This window comes from Kitasatospora sp. NPDC022856, assembly GCF_055561235.1.
This window is the reverse complement of record NZ_JBVHHE010000021.1, coordinates 37,306-54,090: the sequence shown is the minus strand read 5'-3', so window position 1 is coordinate 54,090 and position 16,785 is coordinate 37,306. Positions and strand designations below refer to the sequence as shown.

At 71.9% G+C, this 16,785-nt stretch carries 12 protein-coding genes; 4 read left to right on the top strand and 8 right to left on the bottom strand.

The window, feature by feature from the left end; all coding sequences use genetic code 11:
• The first annotated feature begins 15 nt into the window (after nucleotides 1–15).
• Complete coding sequence (locus ACZ34W_RS25375; protein WP_329485416.1) at nucleotides 16–1,275, top strand: pyroglutamyl peptidase; 1,260 nt, start codon at nucleotides 16–18, stop codon at nucleotides 1,273–1,275.
• A 75-nt stretch (nucleotides 1,276–1,350) separates the two neighbouring features.
• Here ACZ34W_RS25375 and ACZ34W_RS25370 read toward each other — a convergent pair whose 3' ends face one another.
• The 8 genes from ACZ34W_RS25370 to ACZ34W_RS25335 form a co-directional block, all read right to left on the bottom strand.
• Complete coding sequence (locus tag ACZ34W_RS25370) at nucleotides 1,351–2,118, bottom strand: isocitrate lyase/PEP mutase family protein (protein ID WP_465607317.1); 768 nt, start codon at nucleotides 2,116–2,118, stop codon at nucleotides 1,351–1,353.
• On the bottom strand, nucleotides 2,115–2,732 hold the full coding sequence (locus ACZ34W_RS25365) for a hypothetical protein (RefSeq protein ID WP_329485418.1): 618 nt from the start codon (nucleotides 2,730–2,732) through the stop codon (nucleotides 2,115–2,117). Before ACZ34W_RS25365 ends, ACZ34W_RS25370 begins: the two co-directional genes overlap by 4 nt.
• Before the next feature lie 134 nt (nucleotides 2,733–2,866).
• Nucleotides 2,867–4,957, bottom strand: a complete 2,091-nt coding sequence (locus ACZ34W_RS25360) for a transglycosylase domain-containing protein (RefSeq protein WP_465607315.1) — start codon at nucleotides 4,955–4,957, stop codon at nucleotides 2,867–2,869.
• A 596-nt stretch (nucleotides 4,958–5,553) separates the two neighbouring features.
• Nucleotides 5,554–6,330, bottom strand: a complete 777-nt coding sequence (locus ACZ34W_RS25355) for a 3-oxoacyl-ACP reductase (RefSeq protein WP_465607313.1) — start codon at nucleotides 6,328–6,330, stop codon at nucleotides 5,554–5,556.
• Complete coding sequence (locus ACZ34W_RS25350; protein WP_465607311.1) at nucleotides 6,327–7,700, bottom strand: aldehyde dehydrogenase family protein; 1,374 nt, start codon at nucleotides 7,698–7,700, stop codon at nucleotides 6,327–6,329. The genes ACZ34W_RS25355 and ACZ34W_RS25350 overlap by 4 nt, the downstream gene beginning before the upstream one ends.
• Nucleotides 7,697–8,434, bottom strand: a complete 738-nt coding sequence (locus tag ACZ34W_RS25345) for a gamma-glutamyl-gamma-aminobutyrate hydrolase family protein (RefSeq protein WP_465607310.1) — start codon at nucleotides 8,432–8,434, stop codon at nucleotides 7,697–7,699. The genes ACZ34W_RS25350 and ACZ34W_RS25345 overlap by 4 nt, the downstream gene beginning before the upstream one ends.
• A 154-nt stretch (nucleotides 8,435–8,588) precedes the next feature.
• Nucleotides 8,589–9,944 carry a glutamine synthetase family protein gene (locus ACZ34W_RS25340; protein ID WP_329485423.1) on the bottom strand — a complete coding sequence of 452 codons (1,356 nt, stop codon included), beginning with the start codon at nucleotides 9,942–9,944 and terminating at the stop codon, nucleotides 8,589–8,591.
• The gene (locus tag ACZ34W_RS25335; protein WP_465607308.1) at nucleotides 9,941–11,515 is read right to left on the bottom strand and encodes an amino acid permease; all 1,575 of its coding nucleotides are present in this window, start codon (nucleotides 11,513–11,515) and stop codon (nucleotides 9,941–9,943) included. Before ACZ34W_RS25335 ends, ACZ34W_RS25340 begins: the two co-directional genes overlap by 4 nt.
• Before the next feature lie 225 nt (nucleotides 11,516–11,740).
• On the opposite strand from ACZ34W_RS25335, the gene ACZ34W_RS25330 reads away from it, so the two are divergent.
• The 3 genes from ACZ34W_RS25330 to ACZ34W_RS25320 all read left to right on the top strand — a co-directional run bounded on the left by ACZ34W_RS25330 (nucleotide 11,741) and on the right by ACZ34W_RS25320 (nucleotide 16,728).
• Nucleotides 11,741–12,490, top strand: coding sequence for a FadR/GntR family transcriptional regulator (locus ACZ34W_RS25330; protein WP_329485424.1), 750 nt, complete (start codon nucleotides 11,741–11,743; stop codon nucleotides 12,488–12,490).
• Nucleotides 12,491–12,738: 248 nt separating this feature from the next.
• Nucleotides 12,739–14,544, top strand: a complete 1,806-nt coding sequence (locus ACZ34W_RS25325; RefSeq protein ID WP_465607305.1) for a hypothetical protein — start codon at nucleotides 12,739–12,741, stop codon at nucleotides 14,542–14,544.
• 258 nt (nucleotides 14,545–14,802) lie between these two features.
• Entirely contained in the window at nucleotides 14,803–16,728 is a 1,926-nt protein-coding gene (locus ACZ34W_RS25320; RefSeq protein WP_465607304.1) for a family 20 glycosylhydrolase, read from the top strand.
• The last annotated feature ends 57 nt before the right edge of the window (nucleotides 16,729–16,785 follow it).

The following is a 16,785-nucleotide window of genomic DNA, read 5'->3' as shown; positions in this document are numbered from 1 at the left end:
GTAATGTCACACTTCATGACATGCACCCGCTATCTCCTGGCCGCGAGCCTCGTCGGCGCGCTCGCCCTCCCCCTGTTCCCGACCAGCGCGGCGGCCCAGGCCCAGCCCGCCTGTCGCACCGCCACCGCGCCCCCGGTCGACGCCGAACAGGCACGGCTGGCGGATCCGAGGGCGGCCGCCTTCACCGAGCGGGCCGGGCTCGGTGACTTCGTCGGGAGGTTCCCCGCCGCCCTGTGCTCCGCGCGGAACGCCGCCGAGGCCCGGGAGCTCGTGGACGCCTGGGGCCGGGCGCTCTGGCGGGCGGCGGTGGACCGCGCCCAGGACCGGCGGCGCGGCGGCGACCTGCCCGCCCGGGACGACCGCCCGCTCTACTGGACGCGGCTGGCCATGACCGTCCGGCTCGCCCAGTGGCAGCCCGCCTTCCCCGTCGACACCGCCGACCTCCGCTCGCGGTTCGAGGACGCCTCCCGCGGGCTGCTGGACAACGAGTTCAGCGGGACGCCGGGCCTGCGCCGGGTGTTCGTCAGCGGCTTCGACCCCTTCGGCCTCGACGGCGAGCTCCGCCGTGCCAACCCCTCCGGAGCCGCCGCCCTGCGGCTGAACGGTCTGCGGATCACCCTGGCGGACGGCACCCGGGCCGAGATCCGGGCCGTACTGCTCCCCGTCCGCTACGCCGACTTCGACCACGGCATCGTCGAGCGCGCCTTCGGCCCGCGCCTCTCCCCCGGCCCGCGGTCCGCCGACCAGATCACCACCATCAGCCAGGGCTACCCCGGGCTGTTCACCGTGGAGGCCTGGGCCGGCCGCGCCCGCTCCGCCGACCCGTACCCGGACAACACCGGCACGCTCTCCGGCGGCACCCGGGAGCACCCGGTGACCGCCCCGGGCATGGGGCCCGGTGCCGAGTTCATCGCCACCACCCTGCCCGCCGCGGCCATGACCGCCGTGCAGCAGCCGTACCCCGTCCAGCTGAACACCGTGGTCACCGAGATCCCCGCCGGGGGCGACGCGCCGGTCGACCGCGAGGACGGTCCCACCCCGGGCTCCCGGGCCGTCGAGGGCGGGGGCGGCGGGTACCTGTCCAACGAGGTGGCCTACCGCTCCAATCGACTGCGGCTGGAACTCGCCCCGCGGCTGCCCGGCGGCCACCTCCACACCCCCGTGCTCACCGGCCTCCCCGAGCACGCCGACCGGCTCACCGGCCCGGACCTGGAACGGAACGAGGCCGCGATCACCGACGAAGTCCTCGACATCCTCCGCCACGCCACGCCGTGACCTCCCCGGACCGCCGGGGTGTCCGGCGCCTGCCCCGTGCGGCGGCGTCGGCCACCCCGGCCGGTCGGCCCCGGGCTAGCCGCTGAGCGCGTCGACCTCCGCGTAGCCGGGGATGCCGGCGGGCAGCTGTCCGCCGTCCCGGACGGCGACCGCCGTGCCGACCGCGGCGCCCAGGGCCGCACGGAACAGCAGGGAGCCGGTGCTGACCCGGCGCACGCCCAGCTCCGCCAGCCGGTCCAGGCCCAGCGCCGGCAGGTGCAGGACGTTCACCGGGACCGGCACCGCGGCCGTCACGGCGGCGATGTCCTCCTCGCGCGCCAGGCCGGGCACGAAGACGCCGTCGGCGCCCGCGTCCACGTACCGTCGCGCCCGGTCCAGCGTCGCGGGCACCGAGGCCTCGACCCCGAGCCAGTAGGTGTCCGTGCGGGCGTTGAGGAAGATCCCCGGCGCCCGGCGCTTCACCTCGCGGACCAGCGCCTCCTGCGCCGCGGGGTCGGCCAGGTGGTCGTCGCGGCCGTCCTCCAGGTTGACCCCGGCGACTCCCAGCTCGGCCAACTCGACTGCCAGGTCGCCCACTTCGGCCGGGTCCGTACTGAAGCCGGCCTCGATGTCGACGGTGACCGGACAGGGCAGCCGGACCAGCCGCCCGGCCAGTGCCACGGTCTCGTCCCGGGCCAGGCCCGCGGCGTCGGGAATGCCGTTGGCCGCGGCCACGCCGAGGCTGGTGGTGCCGATGGCGGCGAACCCGGCGGCGGACAGCGCCGCGGCCGAGGCGAAGTCCCAGGCGTTGGGCAGCAGCAACGGCCGGTCCGCGTGGTGCAGGGCGTGGAAGGCGGTGGTCATCGGGCCGTCGCCTCCACCAGGCCGGCCGCGAGGGCGAGCGCGTGCGCACGGCCGGGGCAGGCGTGCGGGCCGGCGCCGAACGGTTCGTCCGCCAGGCCGACCTCCACGAGCGTGCCGTCCGGCGCCACCCGGCGGGTCAGGGGCACCGGCGGATCGGTGCGCCCCGCCGCCGTGTGGGCCACCAGGGCCTTGGTCGCGTCGCAGGCCTGGACGAGCAGCCCGATCCGGTTGGCCGTGGCCTCGTCGGCGACACCTCCGCACACCTCGACCAGCCGGGCGAGCGCCCGGTCCGCCTCCTCCGTGACCGCGGTGTGCGGCTGGTACGACGCCGCCACGACGGCGACGTCCCCGGCCACCTCCGGCGGCAGGCCGAGCGCCTCGGCGAGCACCTCGACCGGCCCGTCCCCCCGCTCGGCCGCCCGCAGCCGAAGAGCGTCCGGGTCGACGGACGCCAGCTCGGCCTCCGCCAGCGCACGTCTGCGGCGGTGGGCCGCGCCGCTGCTGAAGCGCGCGACGGACGACCTCAGCCAGGCGACGCCGCCCGGCGGGGAGTCGGGGACCGGTGGGACGAGGAACTCCGGGTCGGTCAGCACGGCGTGACTCAGCAAAGGCATGGCGCCAGGCTAACGGGCGCCTCCGACACCGCCCCTGAGCCGCCGGGCTGCCGGGCCGCCCGGTTGTCCGGCAGCCCGGCGACGGGAGAACCACGGCAGGTGGTCGGGGCGCGCACCCCGACCATCCGCGGGCGTCAGTGCTGCGGACCGGCCGGGGTGGTGGCCGGCGGAGCGGACGGCGGGGTCGAGCCGCTGGCACTGGGGTCGGTCTTCGGCGCCGGGTCGGGGATGTCGGCCATCTTCAAGGACTTCTTCGGCTCCCCGCGAAGGGCCAGGTTCATCGCCAGCTGCCAGATCGGGCCGGGGCCGTCGGCGCCGAACACCTCCGAGAAGTGCTTGCCCCCGATGGTGATGTTGCGCATCTCGACACCGCCGGCCGGCCCGCCGAGCCAGACCGACGTGGCGAGCTGCGGGGTGTAACCGCTGAACCAGGCGGCCCGCTTCTTGTCCGAGGTGCCGGTCTTGCCGGCGATCTGCCGGTCGCCCTCCAGGTTGAGCGCCGAGCCGGTGCCGTCCGCGGTCACGCCGTTGAGGATGGTGTTCAGCACCTGGGCCGTCGAATCGGAGAACGCCTGGCCGCAGTTGGCGACCGGGACGGCGACGTCCTTGCCGTCCACGGTGGTGATCTTGTTGATCGCGGTCGGGGCGCAGTACTTGCCCCCGGCGGCGAAGGTCGCGTAGACGTTGGCCATGGTCAGCGGGCTCATCTCCTCCACGCCCAGCGCCATCGCCGGCACCTCGTCCAGGGGCTTGCCGCTGGCCCGGGTGGTGATGCCGAGCTTGTTCGCCATCTGCTTGACCGAGCAGAGGCCGATCTCCTGCTCCATCTGCACGAAGTAGGTGTTGATCGAGCGGGCCATCGCCTCCTTCAGCTGGTAGGGGCCCTTCTCACTGGCGGACTCGTTCGGCACCACCGTCTTGGGCTTGTCGGTGTTCTTCCAGGTGCCCGCACAGGTCTTCATCGTCGGGTACTCGAGCTTGTTCGGGGAGGAGTACTCGGTGACCGGCGACAGGCCCGCCTCCATCGCGGCGGCCGCGACGATCGGCTTGAAGGTCGACCCGGGCTGGAAGCCGTTGCCGCCGCCCATCGCCGCGTCGACGTTGAGGTTGACGACCGTCTGGTTCTTCTTCGCGTCCAGGCCGTAGGGGCGGGTCTGGGCCATCGCCAGGATCTTGCCGGTGCCCGGCTCCATCATCGTCGCGGCGGCCGACACCGAGTCGGTGACCTTCACTTTGGTGGTCACCGCGTTCTGGGCGGCGGCCTGCTTGTCCGGGTCCATGGTGGTGTAGATGTTGAGACCGCCCTGGTCCCAGAACCTCTTCCGCTCGGCGGCACTCGCGCCGAACGCCGGATCCTGCTTCACCACGTGCCGGACGTAGTCGCAGAAGAAGCCCATGCCCGCCTGGGCAGTGATGCAGCCGTTCTGCGGCTCCCGGTACTGCAGACCCAGCGGCGCGGCCTTCGCCTCCTTCGCCTGGTCCGCGGTGAGGTGCTTGTTCTCGACCATCTTGTCGAGCACCACGTTCCGGCGCTTCACCGTGTTCTCCGGAAAGCGCACCGGGTCGTACAGCGAGGGGTTCTGCACCATGCCGGCCAGCGTGGCGGCCTCGGCGACGGTGAGGTCCTTGTTGCTCTTGCCGAAGTAGCGCTGCGAGGCCGCCTCCACCCCGTACGCGCCGTGACCGTAGAAGGTGATGTTCAGGTAGTTGGTGAGGATCTCGTCCTTCGTCATCTCCTCTTCCAGTTTGATGGCGACCTTCAGCTCCTGGATCTTGCGGCCCAGCGTCTTGCGCTGCGCCTCCAGGACGGCCGCCTGGTCCTCGCCGGCCTTCTCCACATTGACGTTCTTCACGTACTGCTGGGTCAGCGTCGAGGCACCCTGCGAGGCGGTGCCGCTCTCCGCGTTCTTGCCGGCCGCCCGCAGCACGCCCTTGAGGTCCACGGCGCCGTGCTCGTAGAACCGCGCGTCCTCGATGTCGACCTGCGCCTGGCGCATGAACGGGGACATCTGGTCGGCGGGAATGACGGTGCGGTCGCGCTCGTAGACCTTGGCGATCAGCCCGCCCTTGGCGTCGAAGATCTGCGTGGCCTGCGTCAGCGGCGGCGTCTTGAATTCGCCCGGAATGTCCTCGAAGCTCTCCGCCGTGCTCTTGGCGGTCAGCCCGAACGCGCCGACGGCGGGCAGGGCCACACCGGCCAGCAGCGCACCGGACACCACGCTCACGCCCAGGAAGGTCCCACCGTGGCGGACCAGCCGCAACGGCGAACTTCGCGCCGGCGGGTTCTCTCCGGCGTCGGACGCATTCCATGTCGGGGGAAGTTGAGAAGCCATGCCGGAATGCTAGCGCCCATTTCTGACGCATCGAACGATCAGTCGAACGGTGGTGTCCCGGCCGTGTCACAGATACCCGGAGCCTGCCCGTGAATTCCGCCGCGCATTTCTTCGGACGGCATGCGGAAAAGGGTCTCCGGTGAATTCCCGAGAAGACCCCGCCGATGAGGAGAACGCTGACGAACCACCGGTCCGGCGACGACCGGGCGCCGACACCCGCCCCGGGTCCGCGTGTCCGTGACTACACCTGAAGCACCCCTCCCCCTCACAGCACCCTGACATCAGGTAGATGCGATGAGCGGGTCGAAAGGTTGCACGCACACCGGGTTTCCGCTTCACGGTGGCCGGAGCCTCACCTCGGAGCGTTCTCACGGAGTGCCCACGCGAGATCGCCGCGACGTCGCCCCGGACGCCACGGCCAGTGATCGTCAAGCGGCCGGCCGGCGCACCCCGTGGTGCGCCGGCCGGTCCTGGCGGTGCGGTGGGGACTACTGCGGGGTGACGTAAGCGCCGGAGATGCCGCCGTCGACGAGGAAGGTGTTGGCGGTCATGAAGGACGAGTCGTCGGAGGCCAGGAAGGCGACCGCCGCGGCGATCTCCTCCGGCTCGGCGAAGCGGCCGACGGGGATGTGGACGAGGCGGCGGGCAGCGCGCTCCGGGTCCTTGGCGAAGAGCTCTTGGAGCAGCGGGGTGTTGACCGGCCCCGGGCAGAGGGCGTTGACGCGGATGCCCTCGCGGGCGAACTGCACGCCCAGCTCGCGCGACATCGCCAGTACCCCGCCCTTGGAGGCGCTGTAGGAGATCTGCGAGGTGGCGGCGCCCATCACCGCCACGAAGGAGGCGGTGTTGATGATCGAGCCCCTGCCCTGGCGCTGCATGTGCGGGATCGCGTACTTGCAGCAGAGGTAGACGGAGGTCAGGTTGACCTCCTGGACGCGCTTCCAGGCGTCCAGGCCGGTGGTGAGGATCGAGTCGTCGTCCGGCGGGGAGATGCCCGCGTTGTTGAAGGCGATGTCGAGCCGCCCGTACTCGTCCACGGCCCGCTGGAAGAGGTCGCGGACGGCGTCCTCGTCGGTGACGTCGGCCTGGATGAAGAGGCCGCCGACCTCGTTGGCGGCCTTGGACCCGGTCTCCGGGTCGAGGTCCACGCAGACCACCTTGGCGCCCTCGGCGGCGAACCGCCGGGCGGTGGCCAGACCGATGCCGCTGCCCGCGCCGGTGATGACGGCCACCCGGCCGTCGAGTCGCTCGCTCATGCTGATCATTCCTCCGTGGAGATGAAAACGTTCTTGGTCTGGGTGAAGGCGGCGAGGGCGTCCGGGCCGAGCTCGCGGCCGAGCCCGGACTGCTTGAAGCCGCCGAAGGGCGTCGAGTAGCGCACCGACGAGTGCGAGTTGACGGAGAGGTTGCCGGCCTCGACGCCGCGGGAGACCCGCAGTGCGCGGCCGACGTCCCTGGTCCAGATGGACCCGGAGAGGCCGTACTCGGTGGCGTTGGCGATCCGCAGCGCGTCCTCCTCGTCGCGGAACGGGACGACGGTGACGACCGGTCCGAAGATCTCCTCGGTGAACGCCGGGTCGTCGTGCCGGACGGGCGCCAGCACCGTCGGCGGGAACCAGAAGCCGGGGCCGTCCGGGGCGGTGCCCCGGAACGCGACCGCCGACTCGTCCCGGACGTAGGAGGCGACCCGGGCGTGGTGGGCGGCGGAGATCAGCGGGCCCATCTCGGTCTTCTCGTCGGCCGGGTCGCCGACCCGCACGGCCCGGACGGCCGGCTCCAGCAGCGCCATGAACTCGTCGTGGACGGAGGCCTCGACGAGGATCCGGGAGCGGGCGCAGCAGTCCTGGCCGGCGTTGTCGAAGACGGCGTAGGGGGCGGTGGCGGCGGCCTTGGCGAGGTCGGCGTCGGCGAACACGAGGTTGGCGCTCTTGCCGCCGAGTTCGAGGGTGACCGGCTTCACCTGGGCGGCGCAGCCCGCCATGATCTCCTTGCCGACCCGGGTCGAGCCGGTGAACACCACCTTGCGCACGTCCGGGTGGGTGACGAAGCGTGCGCCGACCACCGGGCCGCGGCCGGGCAGGATCTGCAGCACGCCCTCGGGGAGGCCGGCTTCGAGGGCGAGTTCGCCCAGCCGCAAGGCGGTGAGGGGGGTGAGTTCGGCGGGCTTGACGATGACGGTGTTGCCGGCGGCCAGCGCCGGGGCCAGGGCCCAGGCGGCGATCGGCATCGGGAAGTTCCAGGGCACGATGACGCCGACGACGCCGAGCGGTTCCTGGAAGGTGACGTTAAGGCCGCCGGCCACCGGGATCTGGCGGCCGAAGAGCCGTTCGGGGGCGGCGGCGTAGTACTCGATGACGTCGCGGGCGTTGCCGGCCTCCCAGCGGGCGTTGCCGATGGTGTGGCCGGCGTTGGCCACCTCCAGGGCGGCGAGGTGCTCCCGGTCGCCGTCGACGGCGGCGGCGAAGGCGCGCAGCAGCCGGGCCCGGTCGGCGGGGGCGACCCGGCGCCAGGTGTCGAAGGCGGCCCGGGCGCGGGCGACGGCGGCGTCGGTCTCGGCGAGGCCGGCCAGTTCGACGGTGCTGATCACCTCCTCGGTGGCGGGGTTGACCACCTGGTAGAGGTCGGGGTCGGTCATCGGGTCGTCTCCCTGGGGCGTGCGGAAGCGTGATCGGCGGGAAGGCGGCTCGCCTCGACGAGCGCGCGGAACAGGCGCGGGTCGTCCGGGTCCGTCTCGGGGTGCCACTGGACGCCCAGCGCGAAGCGGTGGCCGGGCAGTTCGAGTGCTTCGACCGTCCCGTCGTCGGCCCGGGCGGTGACGCGCAGCCCGCTTCCGGTGCGGTCGGTGGCCTGGTGGTGGTAGCAGTTGACCTCGGCGGCCGGGCCGAGGACGGCGGCCAGTCGGCTGCCCGCCTCGACGTCGACGCGGCGGCGGACGAACTCGGCCGGGACGACCTGGTGGCTCCGCTCGGGCAGGTGCTGCCGGAGGGTGCCGCCGAGGGCGACGTTCAGCAGCTGCATGCCGCGGCAGACGCCGAGCACCGGCAGGTCGCGGTCGAGGGCGCCGCGCAGCAGGGTCAGCTCCCAGTCGTCGCGGGCCTGGTGCGGTGGGCCGGTCCGCGGGTCGGCCTCGGCGGCGTAGCGGGCGGGGTCGATGTCGGGTCCGCCGGCCAGCACCAGGCCGTCCAGCGCGTCCAGCAGAGGGCCGGCGTCGCCGGGCTGCGGCGGTAGCAGCACGGGCGTGCCGCCCGCCGCGGCGACGGAGTCCACGTAGGTCTGCGGGACGAGGCTGGCGCGCTGGCGCCAGACGGACCAGGCGGCCTCGTCCTGGTAGCTGGTGATGCCGATCAGGGGGCGTCGGTCAGGGTTCACGGTCGCTCTCTGTGGTCACGGTCGCCGGAGGCGGGTCGGTGTCGGGCGGGGGCATCGGTGTCGGGCGCCCGGGGGGCGGGTCGGTGTCGGGCGGGGGCATCGGTGTCGGGCGCCCGGGGGGCGGGTCGGTGTCGGGCGGGGGCATCGGGCGCGGTCACAGCCGTTCGAAGCCGCGGCGGCGCTCCCAGTCGGTCACCGCCCGGTCGTAGGCGGCGAGTTCGACCCGGCCGGCGTGGGCGTAGTGGCGGACGACGTCCTTGCCGAAGGCCTCGCCCGCGGCGGCGCTCCGCTCGAAGGCGGTGACCGCGTCGCGCAGGTTGGCCGGTACCCGGGGGGCGTCGGAGGCGTAGGCGTTCCCGGTGAACTCCGGTTCGAGTTCCAGCTGTTGCTCGATGCCGTGCAGGCCGGCCGCGATCAGGGCGGCGACCGCGAGGTAGGGGTTGACGTCGCCGCCGGGGACGCGGTTCTCGAAGCGCAGCGAGGGGCCGTGGCCGACCACCCGCAGGGCGCAGGTGCGGTTGTCCCGTCCCCAGGCGATCGCGGTGGGCGCGAAGCTGCCGGGTACGTACCGCTTGTAGGAGTTGACGGTGGGGGCGAACAGCAGCGCGAAGTCCGCGAGGCAGGCGAGCTGTCCGGCCAGGAAGTGCTCCATGGTGCGGGAGAACCCGTTCGGCCGGTCCCCGGCGAACACCGGCGCGCCCTGTTCGTCGCGGAGGCTGAGGTGGATGTGGCAGGAGTTGCCCTCGCGCTCGTCGTACTTGGCCATGAAGGTGAGGCTGTAGCCCTCCTGCGCGGCGATCTCCTTGGCGCCGGTCTTGTAGACGGAGTGGTCGTCGCAGGTGGTGAGGGCGTCGGCGTACTTGAAGGCGATCTCGTGCTGGCCGAGGTTGCACTCGCCCTTCGCCGACTCCACGGTGAGGCCGGCGCCCGCCATGCCGTTGCGCAGCCTGCGCAGCAGGGGTTCGATCCGGCCGGTGCCGAGGACGGAGTAGTCCACGTTGTACTGGTTGGCCGGGGTGAGCTTGGTGTAGTCCTTGTCCCAGGCCTGTTCGTAGGTGTCCCGGAAGACGATGAACTCCAGCTCGGTGGCGGCCTGGGCCTGCCAGCCGTACCCGGCCAGCCGGTCCAGCTGGCGGCGCAGCACCTGGCGCGGGGAGACGGCGACGGGCGTGCCGTCGTGCTGGGTGATGTCGCACTGGACCATGACGGTGGCCGGGTGCCAGGGCACCGCGCGCAGGGTGGCGAGGTCGGGGCGCAGGGTGAGGTCGCCGTAGCCGCTCTCCCAGGAGGAGATGTCGTAGCCGTCCACGGTGTTCATGTCGATGTCGACGGCGAGCAGGTAGCCGCAGCCCTCGGCGGCGTTCGGGACGACGTCGGTCAGGAAGTAGCCGGCGGCGACGCGTTTGCCCTGGAGGCGGCCCTGCATGTCGGTCATCGCGAGCACGACGGTGTCGACGGAGCCGTCGGCCACGCGGGCGCGCAGCTCGTCGAGGGTGAGCCTGCTGTTCAACGGATCTCCAGTTCGGCGTCTTCGGCGTCCGGTGCGGCGGGCCCCGGCGGGGTCTCGTGGATGCGGGGGCCGGTGAACCAGTGGCGGGCGGAGGCGAGCCACCAGAGGCCGGCGAAGCCGACCACCGCGGTGACGGCGACGGGCGTGTAGTTGAAGCTCTCGGCGGTGATCGGGCTGACGGTGGGGAGCATGAACAGGACGGTGATCACGGCGGTCCAGCCGACCGCGACGGCGCCGATCAGCCGGCTCCAGCGGCCCAGGTGCCACGGGCCGCGCGGGAAGGCCTCGCCCTGGCGCAGCCGCAGGTAGACCGGGATGACGTAGGAGATGTACAGGCCGATGACCGAGATCGAGGTGACGGCGGTGTACGCGGTGGAGTTCCAGAGCGCGGGCAGGCCGAGCAGGAGCGCGCCGCCGGTCGCCAGCCAGACCGCGTTGGTGGGGGTCTGGGTGCGCGGGTCGATGCGGTGCCAGAGGGCGGAGCCGGGCAGTGCGCCGTCGCGCGAGAAGGCGTAGATCATACGGGAGTTGGCGGTGACGGAGGCCATGCCGCAGAAGAACTGGGCACCGATGACGATCAGCAGGAGCAGCTCGGCGCCGTTGGTGCCGATCGCGTCGATGAAGATCTGGGCCGGCGCCACCCCGGTGTCGCTGTGCAGCGCGCCGTCGTAGTCGCGGATGGCGAAGGTGATGCCGAGCAGCAGGATCCAGCCGGCCACCAGGGAGACGGTGATGGCGTTGACGATGCCGCGCGGGCCGGAGCGGGCCGCGTCCTGGGTCTCCTCGGTCATGTGCGCGGAGGCGTCGTAGCCGGTGAGGGTGTACTGGGCGAGGAGCAGACCGAGCATGGCCACGTAGAGCTGGTTGTGGAAGCCGGTGTTGTTGACGAACTCGGTGAGGACGAAGGACGCGGAGGCGTGCCGGTCCGGCACGAGGACGAGCACCCCGACGATGACGGCGACGCCGACCAGGTGCCACCAGACGGACAGGTTGTTGAGGAAGGCGACGAGCCGCACGCCCCGGGTGTTGAGCAGGCCGTGCAGCACCAGGATGACGGCGAAGATCTCCACGGTGTGCGCGGGGCCGGCCGCGAAGCCGAACTGGAGGCTGAGGAAGGCGTTCGTGAAGAAGGCGGCGCCGTAGTCGACCCCGGCGGTGACCGCGACCTGGCCGAGGAAGTTGAACCAGCCGGTGAACCAGCTCCACGCCGGGCCCCGGCTGCGGGCGAGTTTGGCGGACCAGTAGTAGAGGCCGCCGGCGGTCGGGTAGCTGGAGCAGATCTCGGCCATCGCCAGCCCGACGCAGAGCGTCAGCAGGCCGACCACCGGCCAGCCCCAGATGATCATGGCGGGTCCGCCCGCGTTCATCCCCGTCCCGTACAGGGTGAGGCAGCCGGACAGGATCGAGACGATGGAGAAGGAGACGGCGAAGTTGGAGAATCCCGACATCGAGCGGGCGAGCTCCTGGGTGTAGCCCAGCTCGCGGAGGCGTTGTTCGTCGGCGGAAACGGGTGGTGCGCCGTCCGGAAACACCGGCGGGGCAGGGTGGTCGGGTGAGCGTTCGTCGGTCATGGGCACCCCTGGGGGTTGAGGGTGTGCCGGGCCGTGCGCGACCACGGCGGTGTGGTGCGCGGCTCCCGGCGGGTCAGACGGTCGGGCGGCTCTCCAATGGTCTGGAACCAGACCATTGAGGTGGGTGAGCAGCATCGTTCACCCAGCGGCAGGGCCGCGTCAAGGGCTCCGGGGGCGCGAGTCGGAAGGTGCGTGCCGGAGGGCGCTCATAGGTACGATTCCGGCGTGGACGTCGACGAAGCACGCGAACAGGCGCGCCTGGACTGGCAGGCCGGGGCGATCTTCCGGCCCGTCCGGACCGGCAACGCCTTCGAGGAGACCGTCGAACGCCTGCTGCAGGCGATCAAGCTCGGGGTCTTCGGGCACGGCGACCGGCTGCCCGCCGAACGCGACCTCGCCGCCCGGCTCGGGGTCAGCCGCGAGACCCTGCGCGAGGCCCTCCACACGCTCCAGGAGGCCGACTGCGTCGAGTCGCGCCGCGGCCGCTACGGCGGCACCTTCGTCACCTACCGGATGCCGCCGCCGGACGTCGGCGAGCTGCGCCGCGCCGTCCGCGACCTCGGCGGCGAACTGGAGGACGCGCTGACCTACCGCCTGGTGCTGGAGACCGGCGCCGCCGAGGCCGCCGCCCGGCGCACCCTCTCCCCCGACCAGCGCGCCTACCTGGAGCGCCGGCTGGCCGACCTGGAGGGCGCACCCGCGGAGCGGTACCGCCAGCTGGACTCGCGCTTCCACCTCGCCGTCGGCGAACTCACCGGCTCGCGCACGCTGGCCACCGGCATCGCCGAGGCCCGGATGCGCCTCAACGACCTGCTGAACGCCATCCCGATGCTCGACCGCAACATCGAGCACGCCGCCGACCAGCACCGGGCGATGGTCCGGGCGATCCTGGACGGCGACGGCGAGGCCGCCCGCCGCGCCACCGAGGAGCACCTCGCCGGGACGGCCGCCCTGCTCCGGGGCTTCCTGGCCTGAGGGGCCGCCCGGGCATGGAGGCACACGGCCGCCCCCGGCCGGACTCCGCTCCCGCCCCGGACGAACCACCAATCTCCCCAACCTCCTTTGCTTTCAATGGAGTTCAGGCCAGACGAGGAGCTGTTCGAGCCAGCTCCGGGCAATCGCGACACCCGGGCCGCAGGGCGGTGCCTACCGTCGATGGTCGGTTGGCACCCGTCCCGTCGGCCGCCCCGTCGTGTGGAACACCGAGGTAGGGAGTCCGCGCTGTGTCATCCTTGCTGCACTACGAGCTCGTCGCCGATCCGACGTCCCTCCAGGCGTCGCTCCAGGACGAACCCTCCCTGGGGACGGTCTACGTGATCGTCTCCAACACGCACCAGTCCCAGGTGGAGTGGGAGTACATCGACGTGGTGATGCCGTTGCTCGCCATGTCCTCCGACCTGACGGACAACGCCGCGGCGGTCACCGCGAGCGTCGAGCGGACGTACCAGAGCCCGTTCGACGACGCGCTGGAGTTCCGCTGGGACAGCACCCAGGGCCACTTCCGGGCACAGCTCTCCCAGGCGCAGCCCCCGACGAGGAAGAACGCGCTCCTGAGCAGCCACGGGGCGCTGATCCTGAAACTGGAGAGCGTCCCGCTCTCCGAGGGCGCGGGCCTCACCCTCCTGGAGATCCGCGAGAAGGCCGGCGGCGGCGACGGCAACGAACCCATGCGGCGGGACCACTGCACCACCACCCTGGGCCTGGTGAAGCAGACCCCGAGGGTCCCGCGCAACTTCCGCGCGCAGCGGTCCCTGGTGAACGGGGACGCGGGCGAGACCCTGGTGCTCCAGTGGGACGGGCCGACCGGTCTCGACTACGCGATCCTGGATCCGACGGGGGCCGAGGTCCACCGCGAGCCGGCCGTGCAGGGAGCCGCGGGGGCGCACCGGGACTACAGCTGGCCCACCGCCGCACCGAAGCGCGGTACCACGTACACCCTGGTCGCCAAGGCGCCCGGCGGCGGGCAGCAGCGAGGGTACTTCCTCACCACCACCGTCCACGCACTCGTCCCCGAGTTCGAGAGCGGGGCGCGCACGCCGTGGATCGAGGGGACGGCGAACAAGGCCCTCGTCACCTTCACCGCGGACGGCCTGGAGGTCCGCGACGCCAAGCGCGACCTGGGGACGGTGAAGGCCGGCAAGGTCGACGTGGACAACGTGACCACCCGGCTGGTCCAGGGACGGACCGGCAGCGCCGGCTGGATCACCTTCCCGGACACCGGCGTCAACGTGTACCACGGCACGAACAGCGACCCGGGCGTCCTCACGGCCGCCCGGGCCGACGTGGAGGGCGTCAACACCACGTGGGCGGGCAGCCGGGCCGGCGGGAAGGGCTGGATCGACTTCACCCGGCCCGGCGCCACCCTCCACAAGGACGGCAACCAGGACCTCGGCACCCTCACCGCCGACAAGGCCGACCTGAACGGCCTGAACACCACATGGGTCGGCGACCGCGACGGCGGAAAGGGCTGGATCGACTTCCTGCAGAACGGCATCGACGTCCACAAGGACGGCGGCCAGGAATGGGGCGTCATCGCCGCCGACAAGGCCGACCTCAACGGCATCAACACCAAATGGGTCCAGGGCCGGAACACCACCGACGGCTGGATCGAATTCCCCGGCAACGGCGTCCGCGTCCTGCGCGACGGCGGCCACGAACTCGGCAGCCTCACCGCCGGCGAGGCCGATCTCAACGTGCTGCGCACCGACCAGGCCCGCGTCTCCGGTGAGGCCCGGGTCACCGGTGGGGTACGGGTGAAGGGCCTGCTCACCGCCACCGGGGGGATGAAGCTCTACCACGAGGGCGAGCGGATGTTCGTCACCATGCCGGACCGGATCCTCTTCTACGGGATCAACGAGTTCGCGCAGTGGGTGACCTTCGCCCAGGGCATCGCCGTCACCTACGGCGACAGCAGCGTCTCGATGGCCAAGGGCAACGGGATGCTGGTCAGGAACAGCAACCTCCAGATCCAGCACGGGACGCTCTCCATTTCCTCCGGCGGCAACCCGCCGCAGGTCCGGGAGCTGTGAAGAACCCCGCGGCACCTGACCGGCGCCAGGCCCCGCCCCCGCGATTTCGGAGGGCGGGGCCGTCCCATGCACCGGAACCGGGGGGCGTCTCCTGGACCAGAACCAGCCGAATGACGATCGTTGATCAATGCCTGCCAATGATTGCTCGTAGTCCATTGACATCGATCAGGAGTTTGCACTGTACTTCCGACGCAAGGTGCGTGCTATTGGTCTAGACCATGGGCGTCACAACGCCCTGCCCACCAAGGAGGACCACCCATGAAGGGTCTTCGACTCCCGGTACGCCTACTGGGCGTGCTCGCTCTGGTCGTCGCGGGGGTGACGGCCACCACCACGCCGCAGGCGGTCGCGGCGGGCACCGCCCCGCAGACGATCCCCGCGCTCCAGCAGTGGAGTGCGGGCTCCGGCCCCTCGTACACGCTCGGCACCGGCTCGCGGATCGTCACCGACAGCGCCTACGCCTCCCAACTGGCCGACGAATCCGCCGTGTTCGCCGAGGACATCGCCGCGCTGACCGGCATCACCGTGGCCCGGACCACCGGAACGGCCGCCTCGGTCGCGACCGGCGACATCTTCCTCACGCTGGGCTCCGCCGACACCGGTCTCGGCAGCGAGGGCTACTCGCTCACCGTCGGCCCGTCCGTCCGGATCCAGGCCGCGACCGACGGCGGCGCGTTCTACGGCACCCGCTCGGTGCTGCAGCTGCTGAAACTCTCCCCCACCATCCCGGCCGGCACCGCCCGCGACTGGGCGGCCTACCCCGAGCGCGGCCTCATGGTCGACACCGGCCGCAAGTTCTTCCCCATCCCCTGGCTGCGGAACCAGATCAGGGACATGGCGTACACCAAGCTCAACACCCTGCACCTGCACCTCAACGACACCTTCGGCTTCCGCCTGGAGAGCTCCACCCACCCGGAGATCGTCTCCGCCGACCACTACAGCAAGCAGGAGATCACCGACCTCGTCGCGTTCGCCGCGAAGTACCACGTGACCGTCCTGCCCGAGCTGGACATGCCCGGGCACATGGACGCCGTCCTCGCCGCGCACCCCGAGCTCAAGCTCCGGGCGGCCAACGGGAGCCCCCCGGACGGCAGCAACATCGACCTCTCCAACCCCGCCTCCTACGTCCTGATGAAGGACCTGATCACCGAGTTCATGCCGCTGTTCCCGCACGGCACCTGGCACCTGGGCGCCGACGAGTACGGCGTCGACTACGGGTCCTACCCCCAGCTGCTCGCCTACGCCAGGCAGCAGTACGGCGCGAACGCCAAGGCCAAGGACGTCTACTACGGGTTCGTGCGGTGGGCCGACGGCATCGTGCGCGCCGGCGGCAGGACGGCACGCATGTGGAACGACGGCATCAGCGGCGGCGACGGCACCATCCCCGTGAACGCCGACATCACCGTCGACTACTGGTACAACCTCGGGATGACCCCTCAGCAACTGCTGAACACCGGCCACCGGATCGTCAACAGCTCCTGGACGCCCACCTACTACGTCCTCGGTGGCGCGAAGCCCAACACCACCTACATGTACGAGCAGTGGAACCCGGGGATCTTCCAGAACGGGGGCACGATCGACGACCGCTCGCGCAACAGCGGGTCGCTCCTGCACGTGTGGTGCGACCGGCCCGACGCGGAGACCACGACCCAGATCGCGGCCGGCATCAGGAACCCCCTGCGGGCCCTGGCCCAGCAGACCTGGGGATCACCGAAGCCGGCGGCCTCCTACACCGGGTTCCAGCAGGTGATCGCGGCCGTCGGCGGTGCTCCCGGGCAGCCCACCGACACCGGCCCGGGTGACCTGGCGCTGAACCGGCCGACCACCGCGTCGTCCACCGAGACGGCGGACCTGCCGGCCACCGGCGCCACCGACGGCAGCTATGGCACCCGGTGGTCCAGCCAGTACTCCGACCCCCAGTGGCTGCAGGTCGACCTCGGCACCACCCGCACCGTCCACGAGGTGAAGCTGACCTGGGAGGCCGCCTACGCCCGGGCCTTCCGGATCCAGGTCTCCGACGACGCCGTCACCTGGCGCACCGTCTACTCCACCGCCACCGGCACCGGTGGAACCAGCACCCTCACCGGACTCGACGGCACCGGCCGCTACATCCGGATGTACGCCACCCAGCGTGCGACCACCTGGGGCTACTCCCTCTGGGAGTTCGAAGTCCGCGGCGTCTAGCCGGCGTGGGTCAGGTGTCCCGTCCCGGCTCTGCGCCTCTTCCGGGCCCGGAGCCGG

Excerpts from the sequence above, each read along its gene's own strand:
- ACZ34W_RS25370 (WP_465607317.1), bottom strand. The coding sequence starts at position 2,118 with ATGACCACCGCCTTCCACGCCCTGCACCACGCGGACCGGCCGTTGCTG.
- ACZ34W_RS25375 (WP_329485416.1), top strand. The coding sequence starts at position 16 with ATGACATGCACCCGCTATCTCCTGGCCGCGAGCCTCGTCGGCGCGCTC.
- ACZ34W_RS25335 (WP_465607308.1), bottom strand. The coding sequence starts at position 11,515 with ATGACCGACGAACGCTCACCCGACCACCCTGCCCCGCCGGTGTTTCCG.
- ACZ34W_RS25350 (WP_465607311.1), bottom strand. The coding sequence starts at position 7,700 with ATGACCGACCCCGACCTCTACCAGGTGGTCAACCCCGCCACCGAGGAG.
- ACZ34W_RS25320 (WP_465607304.1), top strand. The coding sequence starts at position 14,803 with ATGAAGGGTCTTCGACTCCCGGTACGCCTACTGGGCGTGCTCGCTCTG.
- ACZ34W_RS25355 (WP_465607313.1), bottom strand. The coding sequence starts at position 6,330 with ATGATCAGCATGAGCGAGCGACTCGACGGCCGGGTGGCCGTCATCACC.
- ACZ34W_RS25365 (WP_329485418.1), bottom strand. The coding sequence starts at position 2,732 with ATGCCTTTGCTGAGTCACGCCGTGCTGACCGACCCGGAGTTCCTCGTC.